At 70.8% G+C, this 18,203-nt stretch carries 12 protein-coding genes; 9 read left to right on the top strand and 3 right to left on the bottom strand.

Annotation, left to right across the window (positions count from 1 at the left end; genetic code table 11):
- The first annotated feature begins 39 nt into the window (after positions 1-39).
- Both BG418_RS19505 and BG418_RS19500 read left to right on the top strand, forming a co-directional pair.
- Complete coding sequence (locus BG418_RS19505) at positions 40-945, top strand: trypsin-like serine protease (RefSeq protein WP_188275197.1); 906 nt, start codon at positions 40-42, stop codon at positions 943-945.
- A gap of 163 nt (positions 946-1,108) precedes the next feature.
- The gene (locus BG418_RS19500) at positions 1,109-1,588 is read left to right on the top strand and encodes a hypothetical protein (protein WP_188275196.1); all 480 of its coding nucleotides are present in this window, start codon (positions 1,109-1,111) and stop codon (positions 1,586-1,588) included.
- Positions 1,589-1,625: 37 nt separating this feature from the next.
- Here BG418_RS19500 and BG418_RS19495 read toward each other — a convergent pair whose 3' ends face one another.
- Entirely contained in the window at positions 1,626-2,531 is a 906-nt protein-coding gene (locus BG418_RS19495; protein ID WP_188275195.1) for a DUF4231 domain-containing protein, read from the bottom strand.
- Between the two features lie 243 nt (positions 2,532-2,774).
- Here BG418_RS19495 and fxsA point away from each other — a divergent pair, with 243 nt between their 5' ends.
- From fxsA to fxsT, 5 genes are read left to right on the top strand one after another with little or no spacing between them, the layout of a single operon-like run.
- Positions 2,775-2,942 (top strand): FxSxx-COOH cyclophane-containing RiPP peptide, encoded by a 168-nt coding sequence (gene fxsA / locus BG418_RS19490; protein ID WP_067156419.1) that lies wholly within the window; start codon positions 2,775-2,777, stop codon positions 2,940-2,942.
- A 27-nt stretch (positions 2,943-2,969) separates the two neighbouring features.
- On the top strand, positions 2,970-5,207 hold the full coding sequence (gene fxsBH / locus BG418_RS19485) for a radical SAM/SPASM protein FxsBH, inactivated beta-hydroxylase extension form (RefSeq protein WP_188275193.1): 2,238 nt from the start codon (positions 2,970-2,972) through the stop codon (positions 5,205-5,207).
- Positions 5,200-6,015, top strand: coding sequence for an AAC(3) family N-acetyltransferase (locus BG418_RS19480; protein ID WP_317453698.1), 816 nt, complete (start codon positions 5,200-5,202; stop codon positions 6,013-6,015). Before fxsBH ends, BG418_RS19480 begins: the two co-directional genes overlap by 8 nt.
- 60 nt (positions 6,016-6,075) lie before the next feature.
- Entirely contained in the window at positions 6,076-7,416 is a 1,341-nt protein-coding gene (gene fsxC / locus BG418_RS19475; protein WP_188275192.1) for an FxsC protein, read from the top strand.
- A complete protein-coding gene (gene fxsT, locus BG418_RS19470) occupies positions 7,400-11,335 on the top strand; it encodes an FxSxx-COOH system tetratricopeptide repeat protein (protein WP_188275191.1) in 3,936 nt (1,311 codons plus the stop codon). Before fsxC ends, fxsT begins: the two co-directional genes overlap by 17 nt.
- 96 nt (positions 11,336-11,431) lie before the next feature.
- Here the strand turns inward: fxsT and BG418_RS19465 are convergent, their stop codons facing one another.
- Positions 11,432-12,301, bottom strand: a complete 870-nt coding sequence (locus tag BG418_RS19465) for an alpha/beta fold hydrolase (protein WP_188275190.1) — start codon at positions 12,299-12,301, stop codon at positions 11,432-11,434.
- A 215-nt stretch (positions 12,302-12,516) separates the two neighbouring features.
- Between BG418_RS19465 and BG418_RS19460 the strand changes: the two genes are divergently transcribed.
- Complete coding sequence (locus BG418_RS19460) at positions 12,517-13,407, top strand: slipin family protein (protein ID WP_188275257.1); 891 nt, start codon at positions 12,517-12,519, stop codon at positions 13,405-13,407.
- A gap of 72 nt (positions 13,408-13,479) precedes the next feature.
- Here BG418_RS19460 and BG418_RS19455 read toward each other — a convergent pair whose 3' ends face one another.
- On the bottom strand, positions 13,480-14,517 hold the full coding sequence (locus tag BG418_RS19455) for a DUF3533 domain-containing protein (protein ID WP_188275189.1): 1,038 nt from the start codon (positions 14,515-14,517) through the stop codon (positions 13,480-13,482).
- Positions 14,518-14,697: 180 nt separating this feature from the next.
- Between BG418_RS19455 and BG418_RS19450 the strand changes: the two genes are divergently transcribed.
- On the top strand, positions 14,698-18,201 hold the full coding sequence (locus BG418_RS19450) for a DNA polymerase III subunit alpha (protein WP_188275188.1): 3,504 nt from the start codon (positions 14,698-14,700) through the stop codon (positions 18,199-18,201).
- Positions 18,202-18,203: the final 2 nt, after the last annotated feature.

Below are 18,203 nucleotides of genomic sequence, written 5' to 3'. Positions count from 1 at the left end.
CCAAACCGGGCCCCTCGACTTCCCTCGGGAGGAACAGAAGTGAGGATCAAGCGCACCATCCCCCGGCGTCACGGCTCTTTCGCGAGACGCACCAAGGCAGCCGCCATCACCACCGGGCTCGTCGCCGCCGCTGCTCTCGCGGTCCCCACCGCCAGCGCCAGTCCGGCCCAAGCGTTCAGCGCCACCCAGCTCTCCGCCGTCAGCGACGCCGTGCTCGGAGCCGATGTCGCGGGCACCGCCTGGCACGTCGACCCCGCCACCCACACGCTGATCGTGACCGCCGACCCCGGCGTCACCCAGGCCGACATAGCCAAGATCAAGCAGCAGGCCGGATCCAACGCGTCCGCGATACGCGTCGAGCGGACCAACGGGAAGATCAGCAAGCTGCTCTCCGGCGGAGACGCCATCTACACGACGAGCTGGCGCTGCTCGCTGGGCTTCAACGTCAGGAAGGGCAGCACCTATTACTTCCTGACGGCCGGTCACTGCACCCAGGGCTACCCGAACTACTACACCAGCTCCTCGCACTCGACGAGCATCGGCCCCACGGTCGGCACCACCTTCCCGGGCCACGACTACGGTCTGGTGCAGTACACCAACACCGCGCTCTCCCACCCGAGCGCGGTGGGCAGCCAGCCCATCACCCGTGCGGCCAATCCCACGGTCGGCCAGAGCGTCACCCGGCGCGGCTCCACCACCGGCATCCACAGCGGCCGGGTCACCGCGCTCAACGCCACCGTCAACTACGGCAACGGCGACATCGTGCGCGGCCTGATCCAGACCACCGTCTGCGCCGAGCCCGGCGACTCCGGCGGTCCGCTCTACTCCGGTTCCACGGCCCTCGGTCTCACCTCCGGCGGCAGCGGCAACTGCTCGTCGGGCGGCACGACCTTCTTCCAGCCCGTGGTCGCGGCCATGAACGCCTATGGCGTCAGCCTCTTCTGACGGCTGATCACCTGGCTGCGTAAAGCGGCGGCGAGCCCCCGCCCGAGCACCGGGCGGGGGCTCGTCCCAGCTGGCCGGGGTCGGGTGCGTACGACTGGACGCGTTGCGCCTTTTTGGGAGGATGTTCACGGCGGAGAGGCGAGCGGACACACGGGGTGAGCCAGTGAAACGCATCGGAGTGACCGGTCACCGAGACATTCCCTCCGAGGCGTTAGAGGAGATCCGCGGCTGTCTGCGCAGTCTGCTGTGCGGCCACGAGGGTTCACTGGAGGTGCTGTCCAGCCTCGCCGCCGGCGCCGACCAGCTCTTCGCGGCCGTCGCCCTGGAATGCGGCGCGTCCCTGACCGTGGTCATTCCCAGCGGCGACTACGAGACGGGCTTCACCGACGCCGTCGAACTCGCCCGCTACCAGGGCCTCAAGCGGCAGGCCACCCAGGAGATCCGGATGGACTTCCCGCACTCCACCGACGAGGCCTACTACGCGGCGGGCGCCTATATCGCGGACAACTGCGACCGTCTGGTGGCGGTGTGGGACGGGCGGCCCGCGCGGGGGCTCGGCGGCACGGGCGACATCGTCGCGTACGCCCGCAGCCTGGGCAGGACGGTCACGGTGGTGTGGCGCGACGGGCTCACCCGCCCCTGACGGTTCGTCAGACGGGTGACGTAGGTCTTACGGTCGATCAACTGCGGAGCCTGGCAAGCCAGTCGGTGTGCATGGGTGAGACGACTCGCTCGATCTCGTACACCGCCCTCGGCCACTCCCGCTCGCTGACCGTGTTCTCCATGGCCACATGCTTCTCCATCAGATCCTGCTCCACCAGTGAGTGCGCCGATATCAGCGGCTGATGGCGGCGGATCTCGCTCCAGGCCAGGCATGCGGCGGCAGCGGCCGAGAGCAGCCCGGCCGGCTTCACGTCCTCAGCAGCCCCGAACGTGTGCAGCGTCGCGAAGAGCAACGCGAGAAGCGTGAGCAGGGTGATCGCGGAGGTCCACAGCGCGGTGGCCCGCCGGGACGCCTCCTGGCGGCGCCGGTACCAGTTGCGCTGCTCGATCAGGCGGTCCCGTACATACGTCTCCTTGCGTACGGTGAAGGCCTTCGCCCGTAACTCCCGCATGGGCGCGGTGATGAGATCCGCGTCGGCCAGCGTGGACGCCTGCTCTTCGCGCGGGTCCTGCCAGCCCACCTTCCGCAACTCCCGCAGTCCTTCCTCCAGACGGAGGGTGAACAGACCTTCGGGGGAAGGTGTGTTGGAGTCGAACGGAGCCCCGTGCACCGCATAGCGCCAGCACATGGATTTGATGAACTCGGCCGCCGAACGATTCAGTTGCCAATGCGATTTTGCGTGCCCCCGGGCGGCGCGGAAGCTCACCGCGAGCACCCCCGCGTACGCCAGTGCGCTGAGCGCGCTCGTCAGCCGGAAGTCGCCACCGAGCGTCATCTTCCACGGCAGCGCCGCCAGCGCCGCACCCGCTACCAGCAGGCACAACTGCCAGCGCGTGACGTTCACCGCGGCCCGCTGACGCCCTATCGCGAGAGAGTCCGCGTGATGGAAGAGACCCGGCAGGTCGTTGTTGCGGAAGACCATGCTTTGCAGAGGACCGGGAATCGCCGTCACATCCACCCCTGTCTGCGGTTTTATCCATCACTCTTTCGATGGAACGACCCGTTCCGTACATCTTCCGCTAAGGCTGTGCCACCTGTTCGTTTCAGGTGGTCGTGCTCAGTTGCCAACAGTGGCCAAGAGAGTAAAGTCGTCCCGCCGACACTGCAACGGTGCATGTCGTCGGTACCACTGTCCACATGCAGGAATTACCCATCAAGGACGGCCGTGAAGACCTCCGTGAATTCTCTCTCCTTCGCCCCTGCGAAGAAGAGCCGTGTGCCCCTGGCCGAGATCGACGTCCGTGGCGCCGATGCTGCCAGGAAGCTCGGCCGCGTGCTGCCCTCGTCCCTCGGCCGGCCTGTTCAGGCATCGACCTTCAACTCGGCGCTCTAGTCACGCCCGGAGCTCTAGACTGGCGGAATGACTGGACCCGTGGTCCCATTCCGCGAGATCGTGCTCAAGGTTCACAGCAGATGCGATCTTGCTTGTGATCACTGCTATATCTACGAAGCCCCTGATCAGAGTTGGCGCACCCGCCCCAAGGCAATCTCTGACGAGGCGATCTCCTGGACGGCCCGGCGACTGGCCGAGCACGCCGAGAAACACGTACTGCCCTCCGTGTCAGTGATCCTGCACGGAGGGGAGCCGCTGCTGGCAGGGCCGGCCCGGCTGCGCCGCGTCTGCGAGGAGCTGACCGCCGCCCTCGACGGCGTCGCGGCGCTCGATCTGCGCATCCACACCAACGGCCTGCAGTTGAGCCCCCGCTACCTCGATCTCTTCGACGAGTTCGGTGTGCGCGTCGGTATCTCCCTCGATGGGGACAAATCGGCCAACGACCGCCACCGCCGCTTCGCCGACGGCCGCACCAGCCATCCCCTGGTCCTCAAGGCCGTCGAACTGCTCCAGAGCGAGCGCTACCGCCATCTTTTCCTCGGGCTGCTCTGCACCATCGACGTGGCCAACGACCCTGTCACCGTGCATGACGCGCTGATCGCCCTGGACCCGCCGCGCATCGACTATCTGCTGCCGCACGCGACCTGGGACGCGCCCCCGGCCCGGCCCAAGGGTTCGCCCACCGAGTACGCCGAGTGGATCCTCACCGTCTTCGACCGCTGGGAGCAGCAGGGCAGACCGGTGCCGGTCCGGCTGTTCGAGTCCGTACTGTCGACGTTGAACGGCGGCCCCAGCCTCACCGAGTCCCTGGGCCTCGCCCCCACCGATCTCGTCGTGGTCGAGACGGACGGGACGCTGGAGCAGGTCGACTCGCTCAAGAGCGCGTACGACGGGGCCGCCGCCACCGGATTCGACGTCTTCCGGCACTCCTTCGACGAGGTCGCCGCCCACCCCGGTGTACGGGTGCGCCAGCTCGGCCTCGCGGGCGTGGGGCCCGAGTGCCGTGAGTGCCCGGTGGTGCGTTCCTGCGGCGGCGGGCTCTACACCCACCGCTACAGCTCGGCCAACGCCGAGCGGGGCACGGACGCCTTCGCCGGGCCGTCGGTCTACTGCCAGGACCTGGAGGCCATCGTGCGCGGCATCGAGGCGCGCACGGCCGCCCGGCTGGTCCCGGAGGCGGTCACCGACCCCGGTGAGCTCGTCGCGTCCCAGCACGAGCTCACCCGCACCCTGCTGGCCCGTCTGCACGCCGACCTCGCCGGGCGCGGCGGCCCCGAGTGGGACGAGGCATGGCGGCTGACCGCCCTCGTCGACGGCCCGGCGCTCGACGAGGTGCTGGCCCAGCCGTACGCCCGCAGCTGGCTGCTGACCACCCTTCAGGCGCTGGGCGCCGGGCGCGCGGACGCCGTGGCGCACGCCCACCGGCTTGCCGCGTACACCGCCGCGGCCGCCGTGCGCGCCCGGCTCGAACTGCCCGTCGCCGTCGGCTACGAGGACGGCCGGCTGCTCCTGCCGGGCCTCGGCCAGCTGCGCGTCGGCGCCCCGGGCGAGCGCGGCCGCGTCGTGGTGACCGCCGCCGAGAAGGGCTTTCGGGCCCGGGGCGCGGGCGTCGAGCTCGATGTGGAGTGCCCGCGTGAGCCGTGCGGCGACTGGCTGCCGGTGCGCGGCCTTGGCCGGGACGGGGCGCCCGATCCGGCCCTGGACGACCTGGACCCGTACCGCGACTGCTTCGGCACCGACGTGCTGCCGCGCCTCGGGCTCGGTGAGGCCGACGAGTGGAGCGGGCGGCTCGGTGAGGCCTGGGGGCTGCTCTCGGCCACCGTGCCCGGCCACGCCGCCGAGGCGGCCGCGGTGCTGACCACGCTCACCCCGCTCGCCGGGGACGGCGAGCCGGTGGTCGGGCGGCACGGCTACGGGGCACTGGGGGTGCCGGTGGGGCTCAGGGGGGACGCGTTGGCGCTGGGGCTGCTGAAGGGCTTTCGCCGGGCGAAACTGCGGGCCCTGCTCGATGTCGCGGACCTGTACGCGCTCGACGGCGCCTGGCACCATGCGGTCGGCCGGCACAGCGAGCCCGTGCCGGTGTCGGTCCTGCTGGCCGAAACGCATGAGCGGGTGGCCCTCGCTGCGTACGACAGGAGTGCGCGCACTCTGGCGGAGACCCGGCGCGCGCTGGAAGCTCTTGAGGAGGCGGCCGAGCTCACCGTGAGCGGGAAGAGCCTGGTCGCCGCCGTCCGGCTGGAGTGGGAAGAGGCAGCCCGTGGATGAACGAGCCGAGGCAGCGCTGGGGAGCGCGTTACTCGACGACTTGACGGCGATGGGCGTGGAGCGGGGGGACACCCTGCTCGTGCACGCCTCGATGAGCGGTCTGGGGCCCCCGAGGGTGCTGGGGCACGCGCTGATGGCGGCGGTCGGCGGGCCGCTGAAGGGCACGCTGGTGGTCCCGGCGTTCACCCCGGCCAACTCGCTCACCTCACCGGCCCATCGGGCCCGGACCAGAAATATGCGCGATCCGGCCGCGTACCGGGCCTTCAAGAACACCATGGAGCCCTTCGACCCGGCGACCACCCGCAGCCAGGGAATCGGCCGCTTGGCGGAATGGGTCCGCACCAGGGACGACGCGGTGCGCAGCGACCATCCGCAGACGTCCTTCGCGGCCTGGGGCTGCCGCGCCCTGGAGCTGACACAGGGACACGCGCCGGATTGTCATCTGGGCGAGAAGTCGCCGCTCGGGGTGCTCTATGGAATCAAAGACGCCAAAGTACTCATGATCAATGTGGGATTCTCCGTCTGCACCGCCTTTCACCTCGCCGAATACCTCTATCTCAAGGATCCGCCGAAGAAGTTGTACAGCTGTGTGGTGCGCGAGGCGAACGGCCGGCGGGCCTGGTTCCACTATCGCGATGTGGATCTTGATGACGGCGACTTCGAGGCGGTGGGGGCGGACCTTCCGGAGGAAGTGCGCAAAGAGTGGCAGCTGGGGCCAAGAGCCGCCCGGTTGTTTTCGATCAGGGGTGCGGTGGACCATGCGATGGACTGGATGACCGAAAAGCGGCCTTGTTTGACCAAACGGTGAGGGGATGGAGCGCAGCTCGCTCCGGAATGATGTTCTTCAATCCTGCAGGACGGGGGTCGTGTGCACGCATCAGCGCAGCCGCGTCCGGCCGACCAACATCGGCCCTACTTCTTTCTGAGTTACGCGCACACGCCGAGGTACGGGGCGGGCGGCCCGGACCCCGACATGTGGGTGGAGCGGCTCTTCCGTGATCTCTGCGGCCATGTGATGGCCATGACCGACCTGCCCGCCGGTGCGCCCGCCGGCTTCATGGACCGGGAGATACGCTCGGGCGAGGGCTGGTCGGAGCGCCTGGGCGAAGTCCTGGCCTCCACCCGGGTGTTCGTGCCGCTGTTCTCGCCGCGCTACTTCGCGAGCGAGATGTGCGGCCGCGAGTGGTACGCGTTCGAGCAGCGCACCATCCAGCACCAGGCGTACACCAACCGCCCGGCCGAGGCGATCGTGCCGGCGCTGTGGGTGCCGGTCCCGCCCGAGCAGTTACCCGGTCCGGCCGAGCGGTTGCAGTTCAACCACCGTGCCTTCGGCGACCGTTACTTCACCGACGGGCTCTACGGGCTGATCAAGCTCAGGATCTTCGCCGAGGAGTACGAGCGGGCGGTCTACGAACTGGCCAAACGGATCGTGAGCGTCGCCGACGCCACCGCCGTGCGCCCCGGCCGGCACGTCGACTACCGGCTGGCCCCCAGCGCCTTCGGCGCGGCCGCCAGTGAAGGTCCCCGTCCCATGCACGTCACCGTCGCCGCGCCCACCCGCCATGAGCTGCCCGAGGGCCGCGACGACGCGTACTACGGGGACAGTCCGCTGGACTGGAACCCCTACCATCCCATCTCCGCACGGCCGTTGGCGCTCGTCGCCGAGGACATGGTGCGCTCGCTCAACTACCAGACCACGGTCTCCTCCTTCGACGAGGAGGTGCTGCACCTCGACGGCAAACAGCCCCCGTCCCGGCCCGAGGTCCTGCTGGTGGACCGCTGGGCCCTTGAGGACCCGGACCGCCGGGCCCGGCTCGCGGCCTTCGACGCGGAACACCGGCCCTGGGTGAGCGTGGTCGTCCCCTGGAACCGCGACGACCAGCAGAGCAGAGCGGCGGAAGGAGAGTTGTCGGAGCGTCTGGAGTCCACCATGCCGTCCAAGATGCGCCAGGGACGGGCCGCGTGCCGGGCCGCCGCCAAGGGCGTACCCAGCATGGAGGCCTTCGGGCAGATCCTGCCCCAGGTAGTGGAGGCAGCCGCACAGCAGTATCTGAGACACGCGACGGTTTATCCGCCGGCGGGGGGCGGGCACACCGAACGGCCGCGCCTGGTCGGGCCGATGGGCACCGATTTCGGCATCACGCAGTACATCCCCGACAGGCTCGATCACGCGCCCGATGCGGAGGAGACGGATGACAGCCAGTCGTGACGGACGCATCGTCACGTTCTACTCGTACAAGGGTGGTACGGGCCGCACCATGGCCCTGGCCAACACGGCCTGGATCCTTGCCGCCAACGGCAAGCGGGTCCTCGCGGTGGACTGGGACCTGGAGGCCCCGGGTCTGCACCGCTTCTTCCACCCGTTCCTGGACCCCTCGACGCTCGGCGCCACCACCGGGGTCATCGACCTGATCACCGAGTACGCCTGGGCCGCGACCAGCCCCGTGCCCCGCTCCGACGAGTGGCACCGGGACTACGCGCGCATCCAGCCGCACGCCGTCTCCCTCACCCCGGAGGCGCTGGGCTGGCAGTTCCCCGACGGCGGGACGCTCGACTTCGTCTCCGCCGGACGGCAGAACCGCGAGTACTCGGCGACCGTCTCCACCTTCGACTGGGACAACTTCTACGACCGGCTCGGCGGCGGCCACTTCTTCGACGCGCTGCGCGACGACATGAAGGAGAACTACGACTACGTCCTGATCGACAGCCGTACGGGCCTGAGCGACATCGCCGACATCTGCACCGTCCACCTGCCCGACATCCTGGTGGACTGCTTCACCCTGAGCGACCAGTCCATCGACGGCGCGGCCTCCGTGGCCCGCCAGATCGACGAGCGCTACAGCGGCCAGAACATCCGCATCCTGCCCGTGCCGATGCGCATCGACGAGGGCGAGAAGGAGAAGGCGGACGCCGGACGGGCGCTCGCCCGCCTCAAGTTCGACCGCTTCCCGGCCGGGCTCGCCGGTGAGGAACTCACCGCGTACTGGGGCGCGGTGGAGATCCCGTACCGCCCGTACTACGCCTATGAGGAGACACTGGCGACCTTCGGCGACGAGGCCGGGCTCTCCAACTCACTGCTCTCCGCCTTCGAACGCCTCGCCTCCGTCGTCACCGAGGGCCGGATCACCTCGATGCCGGCCGTCAACGAGGAGATCAGGCTGCGGATCCGGGACGCCTTCACCCGCCGCAGGCCCGCCCTGCCGGCCGATCTGTTCCTCAGCTATGTGGCCGAGAACCGGATGTGGGCCGACTGGATCGAGTCCGTCCTGACCAGGGCCGGATTCCGGGTCGTGCCGCGCGATGTGTCGGCCGAGCCCAGCGGCGCCGACGGGGAGGCGATCGCCGCCGAGGGCGCGGCCCGTACCGTGGTGCTGCTCTCCAGCGCCTACCTCAAGTCGGCCCGGGCCGTGGAGATATGGTCGCGGGCCGCCGCCGAGGACCCCTCGGGCGCACGCCGCCAGCTGCTGCCGCTGCGGGTCGGCGACGTCCGGCTCACCGCCCCCTACATCGACCGCAACCCGGTGGACCTGTTCCGCCTCGACGAGGTGCACGCGACCACCGCGCTGCTGCGCGCCCTTGAGCGGCCGGTGCAGATCAGCGACGGCGTGGCGCCCGGCCCCCGGTTCCCCGGCACCGTGCCGAAGATCTGGAACGCGCCGCCGCGCAACCCGGGCTTCACCGGCCGCTCGCTGGTCCTGGAGCGGATGCGCGATCAGCTCGGCGGCGGCCTCGCCGTCGTCCTGCCCCAGCCGCAGACGCTGTACGGACTCGGCGGCGTCGGCAAGACCCAGGTGGCGCTCGAATACGTCCACCGGTTCATGGCCGACTACGACCTGGTCTGGTGGATGTCCGCCGAGCAGCAGGACGACGTGGTGGCAGGACTCGCCGAACTCGGCGGCCGGCTGGGCGTGCAGGGCGGCGACGACATGAACTCCGCCTCCCGCGAGGCCATCGACCGGCTGCGGCGCGGGGTGCCCACCGCGCGCTGGCTGCTGGTCTTCGACAACGCGGACGACCCCGAGCAGATCAAGCGGTTCTTCCCGCCGGGCGGCCCGGGCCACGTCCTGGTGACCTCCAGGAACCAGACCTGGTCGCAGTACGGCGACGCGCTGCCGGTCGACGTGTTCCTGCGCGAGGAGTCGGTCGAGCACCTCCAGCGGCGCGCCCCCGGGCTCTCCGCGGACGACGCCGACCAGGTCGCGATGGCCGTCGGCGACCTGCCGCTCGCCGTCGAGCAGGCGGCGGCGTGGATCGCCGAGACCGCGACACCGGTCGCCGCCTATCTGGAGCAGCTGGCCCAGCAGGCGCCCAGCGTTCTCGCACTCAACCAGCCCGCCGGATACCCGCAGCCGGTCGCCGCCACCTGGAACGTCTCCATCGAACGGCTGAAGCAGCGCTCACCGGCGGCCGTCCGGCTGCTCCAGCTGTGCGCCTTCTTCGCGCCGGAGCCGATTTCGGCCAATCTCCTCTACAGCAAGGAGATGATCGACGCGCTCAAGCCGTACGACGCCACACTCCAGGAGAAACTGGTGCTCGGCCGGGTCATCCGGGAGATCGGCCGGTTCGCCCTCGCCAAGGTCGACCAGGTCGGCTCCTCCATCCAGGTGCACCGGCTCGTCCAGGCCGTGATCCGGGCGCAGTTGAGCGACCAGGAGCAGATGGACGCGCGGCACGCCGTCCACCGCATCCTCGCGGGCGCCCGGCCCGACGCCGACGAGCCGATCGACAACCCGGAGACCTGGCCGCAGTTCGGCACCATCTGGCCGCATCTCACCCCGTCCGGAGCCCGGCTCTGCGACGACCCGGAGACCCGTCGGCTCCTCATCGACCGGGTGCGCTACCTGTGGAAGCGCGGTGACTTCAACGCGGCCGCCAACCTCGCCGAGGACCTGCGCGAGGAGTGGCGCGAGAAGCTGGGGCCCAACGACCTCCAGTATCTGTACCTGCGCTTCCACCTCTCCAACATCCTTCGCTCGCGCGGCCGTTACGTGGAGGCGATGGAGCTGGACGAGGAGACCCTGGCCCGCCAGACGGAGGTGCTGGGCGCCTCGCATCCGCACACGTACATGACCACCAGCGCCCTGGCGATGGACCTCGGCGCGGTCGGCCAGTACAGCAAGGCGATGGAGCTGGCGACCGAGGCGCACGAGGGGTTCCGGCAGATCTTCGACGAGTCGCACCCCCGTACGCTGGCCGCCGCCAACAACCTCGCCCTGAACATGCGCATGCTCGGCCAGTACGCCCGGGCCCGCGAGCTCGACCAGGACGTCTACGACCGGCGCACCGAGGTGCTGGGCCCGGAGCACCCGTACACCCTGTCCTCGGCCATGAACCTGGCGCGCGACCTGCGCGAGGTCGGCCGGTACGAGGACTCGGTGGCGCTGCTCAGCCGGACCTACGACCTCTACAAGGAGCAGCTGGGCCGGGCCTTCCCGGGCACCCTCGCCGCGGCCAAGAGCCTCGCGGTGTCGCTGCGCCGGGCGGGCCGGCTCGACGACGCGCGGCGGCTGACCACGGCCACCCGCAACCGCTACCGCGCCAAGTACACCTCCGCCAACCCGGACTGGCTGGCCTGCGACCTCAACATGGCCGCCGACCTGTTCGCGGCCGGGGACTCGACGGCGGCGCGGGAGACCGCGCAGGAGGTCGTCGACCAGTACATAAAGGTGCCGGGGGAGCGGCATCCGTACACGCTGGCGGCCGTGAACAACCTGGGCATCTACCAGTGGGGCTGCGGGGCGCTGGACGCCGCCGAGTCGATGCTGGAGGGCACGATACGGACCATGCGCGACATACTCGGTGAGAACCACCCGCACGCGCTGTTCGCCACGGTCAACCTCGCCAATGTGAAGGCCGACATGGGCGATCTGGAGGCCGCGCTGGAGATCGAGCGCAACGCGGTCGCACGGCTGCGGGAGGTCCTCGGCGCGCATCACCCCGAGACGCTGGCCTGCGCCTCGAACCTGTCGGTGACACTGGACGGCCTCGGCCGCAAGGAGGAGGCCACCCAGCTGCGGGCGGAGACCGTGGACGAGCTCCAGCGGCTCCTGGGAGACGAGCACGCGTTCGTACGTATCGCCCGGGAGGAGCGCAGAGTACAACGGGACCTGGAGCCGCTGGCGGTGTGAGTCCGCCGGTGCGCGGGGGCGGTGACCGGAGCGACGGGACGGCCGGTGCGACTGGAGTGATCGCACCGGTTCCCGCCGGTCGGCCGTTCCTCGCGGTCAGTCCTCCTCGATCAGCCAGGTGAGGATGTCGGGGAGCGCGTGCAGGGCGTCGAAGTGGGCGGCGGTCGGCTCCAGTACGGCCGTCGCGCCCGGGATGCGCTCGGCGAGCCAGCGCGAGTGGCCGACGGGCGAGAACACGTCCTTCACGCCGTGCCAGAGCAGCACCTCACCGGTGATGTCGGCGGGGTCGAACCCCCAGGGGCTGCTCAGCGCGAGTGCGTCGTCGATCCATCCGTACGCCGAAGTCCGCAGCGCTTCCTGGTAGTTGCGCAGCAGCATGGAGCGCACGCCCGCGTCCTTGACCACCATCCGGTCGGCGTGGGTGAGATCGCGGCGCAGCTCGTCCAGGAGCTGGATCGGGTTTCTGCGGATCTCGTCGGAGCGGGGGATGAGCCGGGCGGCGAACTCCTCGGGGTCGACGCTCGCGGTGGTGTACTCCTCGACGTTGTACGCGGTCATCCCCTCGAACCAGTCGAGCCCGGGCGCGTCCCGGGGCGCGAGCGTGACCAGGGCCGCGGTGCGGGTGACGCGCTCGGGCAGCAGGGCCGCGCAGGCCAGCGCGTGCGGGGCGCCGCCGGACCGCCCGACGACCGCGAAGCGCTCCAGCCCGTAACTGTCCGCGATCGTCCGCACGTCCTGGACGACATCGGCGACGCTGCGGCCCTCCAGCCGGTCGGAGCCGCCGTAGCCGGGCCGGTCGTAGGCGATCAGCTGCATCCGGCGCTGGTAGAGCACCATGCCGCGCGGTGCGGGGCCCAGGCGGCTGCCGGGGGTGCCGTGCAGCAGGAACACCGGCCTGCCCCGCGGGTCACCGAAGCGCTCCACCATCAGATGCCGCCCGTCGGCCGCGCGCACCCGACCGCGCACTCGTGCCCCCTCCGGTCGTGGATCGCGATACCGGCCGCCGGCTGGCCCCTCGTCCCACCGGCCGTATCGATTGCCGTATGCAGGCATTGACTGTTGCGGCATTCCCCTCCCGCCCGTGCTTTACCCGTTCAGTGGAGTGTGACCGGGACTCCCCCCGGGACGGAAGCGGAGTTACCGTCGAAGTACACGTCCGATTCGGACCCTTGGGGGCCGTGATGGTCGAAGCATTGGTGGCGGCGGCAGTGGCTGCCGGATCCGCCGGGCTCGTGTACGTACTGGCGGCGGCCCGGGTCGTCAAACAGTACGAACGCGGTGTGGTCTTCCGGCTGGGAAAGCTCAGGGACGGGGTGCGCGGCCCCGGGTTCACGTTGATCCTTCCCTTCGCCGACCGGCTCCACAAGGTGAACATGCAGATTGTGACGATGCCGGTCCCGGCGCAGGACGGCATCACCCGGGACAACGTCACGGTCCGGGTGGACGCGGTGATCTACTTCAAGGTGGTCGACCCGGCGGACGCGGTCATCCAGGTCGAGGACTACCGCTTCGCGGTCTCCCAGATGGCCCAGACCTCGCTGCGCTCGATCATCGGCAAGAGCGACCTCGACGATCTGCTCTCCAACCGCGAGAAGCTCAACCAGGGCCTGGAGCTGATGATCGACAGCCCGGCCATGGGCTGGGGCGTGCAGATCGACCGGGTGGAGATCAAGGACGTCTCGCTCCCGGAGACGATGAAGCGGTCGATGGCCCGCCAGGCCGAGGCCGACCGCGAGCGCCGGGCCCGGGTCATCAACGCGGACGCGGAGCTCCAGGCGTCGAAGAAGCTGGCCGAGGCGGCCGGCGTGATGTCGCAGCAGCCCGCGGCGCTCCAACTGCGCCTGCTCCAGACGGTGGTGGCGGTCGCGGCCGAGAAGAACTCGACGCTGGTGCTGCCGTTCCCGGTGGAACTGCTGCGCTTCCTGGAACGTGCGGCCCCGCAGGGTCCGCCGCCCGCCGCCCCCGAACCCCCGGCGGCGCAGGCTCATTCGAGCCTGGAGTTCGAGGTCGAGGAGGCGGTGGAGGGCTCGGTCGGCGAGCCGCCTTCCATCGAGGGGCCCGAGGGGCCGTGAGCGGCCGGTTGTGGCGGAGGACTCGGTCAGCCGTCGCTGACGGACTGTCAATTACCGTACGGTGTACGTTTGTTATGCCCTCGCCCCGACTTCCAGCGCCTCGTCCTCGGGGTGCTCGCCCCGCTGGCGCAGCACGGCCATGACCATCGTGACCAGGGCGCCGCCCACCGCCCAGGCGGAGAGCACCAGGAGCGGCCCGGTGACCGCGTTGCCCCGGAAGTACGCGATGGAGCGCGCCGTCCAGGTGCCCGCGCCCGGTGGTAGCGCGGGCCCGATCGCCTTCCAGAACGGCGGCAGCAGCGGATACGGATAGGCGCCGCCCGCGCTCGGATTGCCCAGGACCACGATGACCAGGATCGCGAGCCCGATGCCGACGATCCCGGCGAGCCCCTGGAAGGCCAGGGTCGTGGCGCCGACGGCGAACACCACCAGCGCGCCGAGCCCGGCGAGCCCGAGGTAGCTGCCGGGCAGTGCGCCGAGCACCGGCCCGATGATCAGCGCGCCGAGCAGCCCGGCGGCGATCGCGTACACCGCGAGCGCGGCGAGGCGGATCACCGCCCGCTGGGTGTTGGCGGGCCGTGCGCCATGGCTGATCGCCAGGATCGCGGCACAGAGGTAGCCGCCCACGCACCAGCCGACGATCAGGTAGAACGACGACAGGCCGCGGGTGTCCTTCGGATCGGCCGGGGCGACGTCCACCACCTTCAGGGTGCGCTGCTCGGCCTTCTCGATCGCGGTCGTGACCAGCTCGACGGCACCCGAGAGGGACGCCCCGCCGCCGCTCGCGACGAGCAGGGTGTCGGTGGTGGAGGCCGGGTCGACGATGAGCGCGGCGTCGAGGTCGCGCTCGCGCAGCTTCTTGACGGCCGCGGCCCGGTCGGTGACCGCGCGGGCGTCGAGGGCGCCGCCGGGCACCGCGTTCAGCCGCTGCACTGCCTGTGCGCTGATCTGCGGGGGCGCGACCACCCCGAACGGGACGTCCTTCGGCTTGGGGCTGTGGAAGGCCCCCGCGTAGGACGTGATGAACGCGACCATCAGCCCGAGCACCCCGATGACCAGCAGCGCGGCCCGCACGGTGACGGCGTTCTTCACCTCGTCGAGGAAGGTCATGCCCTCACGCTCCGGGGCGGGCCGGGCTCGCGCAGTCAGGGGTGGGCCGAATGGCTGACAGCCGCCCGGCCCGTCCCGGCTGTTCGAACAAGTCGCTCGAACGCATGTCGTACGCATGTTCGAAAAATGGTCTATGGTGAAGGAGGGGGAACGCGAGAACGACTGGTCCAGGAGGTGCGGATGCCCGGTTTCACGCATCTGCGCACCGTTTCGGGGTACTCCCTGCGGTACGGGGCTTCCCACCCGGAACGGTTGGCCGAACGCGCCGCCGAACGGGGGATGGACGCACTCGCTCTCACCGACCGGGACACCCTCGCCGGTGCCGTGCGCTTCGCCAAGGCATGCGCGAAGGAGGGGGTGCGCCCGCTCTTCGGCGTAGACCTCGCCGTCCCGGAGCACCTCCTCGAAGGCGCCCGGCCGGCCCCCCGCGCCCAGCGGCAGCGCACCCCGGTCCGGGGCGGCGCCTTCGTCGACGAGTCGGCGCCGCGCGCCACCTTCCTCGCCCGGGACGGCGCGACCGGCTGGGCGGAACTCTGCCGGCTGATCACCGCCGCCCACACCACCGCCGACCGGCCCGTACTGTCCTGGCCCGCGCTGCCCGCCGACGGGCTCACCGTGCTGCTCGGACCCGACTCCGAGGTCGGCCGGGCGCTCGCCGGGGGCCGCCCGGACCGCGCCGTGCGCCTCCTCGCCCCTTGGCGCGAGCTCTACGGCGACGCCCTGCGTCTGGAGGTCGTCCACCACGGCCTCCAGGGCACCGGCCCCGGCTCGCTGCGCCTCGCCGCCCGCACGCTCGGCTTCGCCGCCGAACAGGGCGTACGAGCCGTGCTGACCAACGCCGTACGGTACGCGGACGCCGGGCTCGGCCCGGTCGCCGACGTCCTGGACGCGGCCCGCCGGCTCCTCCCCGTCGACCCGGGCAAGGGTCTGGACAGCGGTGAGCGCTGGCTCAAGGACCCGGCCGCCATGGCAGCCACCGCCGAACTGGTCGCCGAGGCCGCAGGGCTGCGCCGCGACGCCGCGCACCGGCTGCTCGCCGCGACCGAGGACACCGCCGCCGCGTGCCTGGTCGACCCCGCGGAGGAACTGGGCATCGAGAAGTACAGCTACTTCCCGGAGCCGTACCTCGTCGGCGCTGCGGACCGCACCCCGCAGCGGGTCCTGGCCTCCCGGGCCGCCGCCGGCATGGTGCTGCGCGGCCACGACCGCAGCCGTGCCTACTGGGAGCGGATGCACCACGAGCTGGACATCATCGCCTACCACGGCTTCGCCTCGTACTTCCTCACCGTCGCCCAAGTCGTCGACGACATACGGAAGATGGGCATCCGGGTGGCCGCGCGCGGCTCCAGCGCGGGCTCGCTCGTCAACCACCTCCTCGGCATCGCCCACGCCGACCCCGTCGAACACGGCCTGCTGATGGAGCGCTTCCTCTCCACCCGGCGCTTCGTACTGCCCGATATCGACATCGACGTCGAGTCCGCCCGCCGCCTCGACGTCTATCGCGCGATCATCGACCGCTTCGGCGCCGAACGGGTCGCCACCGTCGCCATGCCCGAGACCTACCGGGTCCGTCACGCGGTACGGGACGTCGGCGCCGCCCTGTCCATGGACCCGGCCGAGATCGACCGGATCGCCAAGTCCTTCCCGCACATCCGGGCCCGCGACGCCCGCGCCGCGATGGCCGAACTGCCCGAGCTGCGCGAGGTCGCGGCGGAACAGGGACGGCACGGGCGGCTGTGGGAGCTGGTCGAGGCGCTGGACGCGCTGCCGCGCGGTATCGCCATGCACCCCTGCGGGGTGCTGCTCTCGGACGCCTCCCTGCTGCGCCGCACCCCCGTGGTGCCGACCAGTGGCGAGGGGTTCCCCATGTCCCAGTTCGACAAGGAGGACGTGGAGGACCTCGGGCTGCTCAAACTCGACGTCCTCGGGGTGCGGATGCAGTCGGCGATGGCGCACGCGGTCGCCGAGATCGGCCGCACCACCGGCCGCCGCCTCGACCTCGACGACCCGCGCCAGGTGCCGCAGGGAGACCTGCCGACCTACCGGCTCATCAGGTCCACCGAGACGCTCGGCTGCTTCCAGATCGAGTCGCCGGGCCAGCGCGATCTGATCGGGCGGCTGCAGCCCTCGACCTTCCACGACCTGGTCGTGGACATCTCGCTCTTCCGGCCCGGCCCGGTCGCGGCCGACATGGTCCGGCCGTTCATCGAGGCCCGGCACGGCCGCGCCCCGGTGCGCTACCCGCACGAGCACCTCGCGGACGTCCTCGGTGAGACCTACGGAGTGGTCGTCTTCCACGAGCAGATCATCGAGATGGTGAACCTCATGACCGGCTGCGGCCGGGGCGAGGCCGACCGGCTGCGGCGCGGGCTCTCCGACCCCGAGTCGCAGGAGAAGGCCCGTATCTGGTTCGCCGAGCACGCGGCACGCAGGTACTCGCCCGAAGTGGTCGACCGCACCTGGGAGATCATCAAGGCGTTCGGCTCGTACGGCTTCTGCAAGGCGCACGCCGTCGCCTTCGCCGTGCCGACCTACCAGTCCGCCTGGCTCAAGGCCCACCACCCGGCCGCCTTCTACGCCGGACTGCTCACCCACGACCCCGGGATGTACCCCAAGCGACTGCTCCTGGCGGACGCGCGCCGCCGCGGGGTGCCCATCCTGCCGGTCGATGTGAACCGGTCCGCGGTCGCTCATCAAATCGAACTGGTGTCCAATACCCGGGTCTGGGGCCTCCGGCTCGCCCTCGCGGACGTCCAGGGAATCAGCGAGGCCGAGGCGGCCCGCATCCAACAGGGGCAGCCCTACGCCTCGTTGCTCGACTTCTGGCAGCGGGCCAGGCCGAGCCGCCCCGTCGCCGAACGGCTCGCCCAGGTCGGCGCGCTCGACGCGTTCGGCGCCAACCGGCGCGACCTGCTGCTGCACCTGGCCGAACTCCACCGCGCCCAGCGGGCGGTCGGGTCCGGCGGCGGCCAGCTCCCGCTCGCCGACGGGCGGCGGACGGCCCGCGCCGGGCTGCCCGACCTCGACGGCGCGGAACGGCTCAGCGCCGAGCTGGGCGTCCTCGGCATGGACACCTCCCGCCATCTGATGGTGGATCACGAGACGTTCCTGAAGGAGCTCGGCGTGGTCTCGGCCAAGCGGCTGCGGGACGCCGTGCACGGTGAGACCGTCCTGGTCGCGGGCGCCAAGGCGGCCACCCAGACCCCGCCGATCCGGTCCGGCCAGCGGGTCATCTTCACCACGCTCGACGACGGCACCGGCCTGGTCGACCTCGCCTTCTTCGGCGACAGCCACGCCGCCTGTGCTCACACTGTCTTCCATTCCTGGCTCCTGCTGGTACGAGGGGTGGTGCAGCGCCGCGGCCCACGCAGCCTCAGCGTGGTGGGCGCCGCGGCCTGGAACCTGGCCGAACTGGTCGAACTGCGCCGCGAGGGCGGCCTGGACGCGGTCTCCGCCCGCTTGTCGACCCCGTCGGAACCGTCTTCCGAAGCGTCGTCCGATGAGGGGAGCGGTGGCCGGGAGGACAACAAGGAAGAGGGCCGGACCGATCGGGGCGACGACGGTCGTCGTATCGAGTTGTCCACGGGGTACCAACTGAACCCTTGGGCCGACCTCCAGCCCGCCGGCGAACGAGCCGCCACCGGACGGAAGTTGTGGCATCAGAGCCCGGGGAGCGCGGGATGATC

Source organism: Streptomyces sp. CBMA152, assembly GCF_014596475.1.
GTDB lineage: Bacteria > Actinomycetota > Actinomycetes > Streptomycetales > Streptomycetaceae > Streptomyces.
This window is presented reverse-complemented; position numbering and strand designations above follow the sequence as displayed.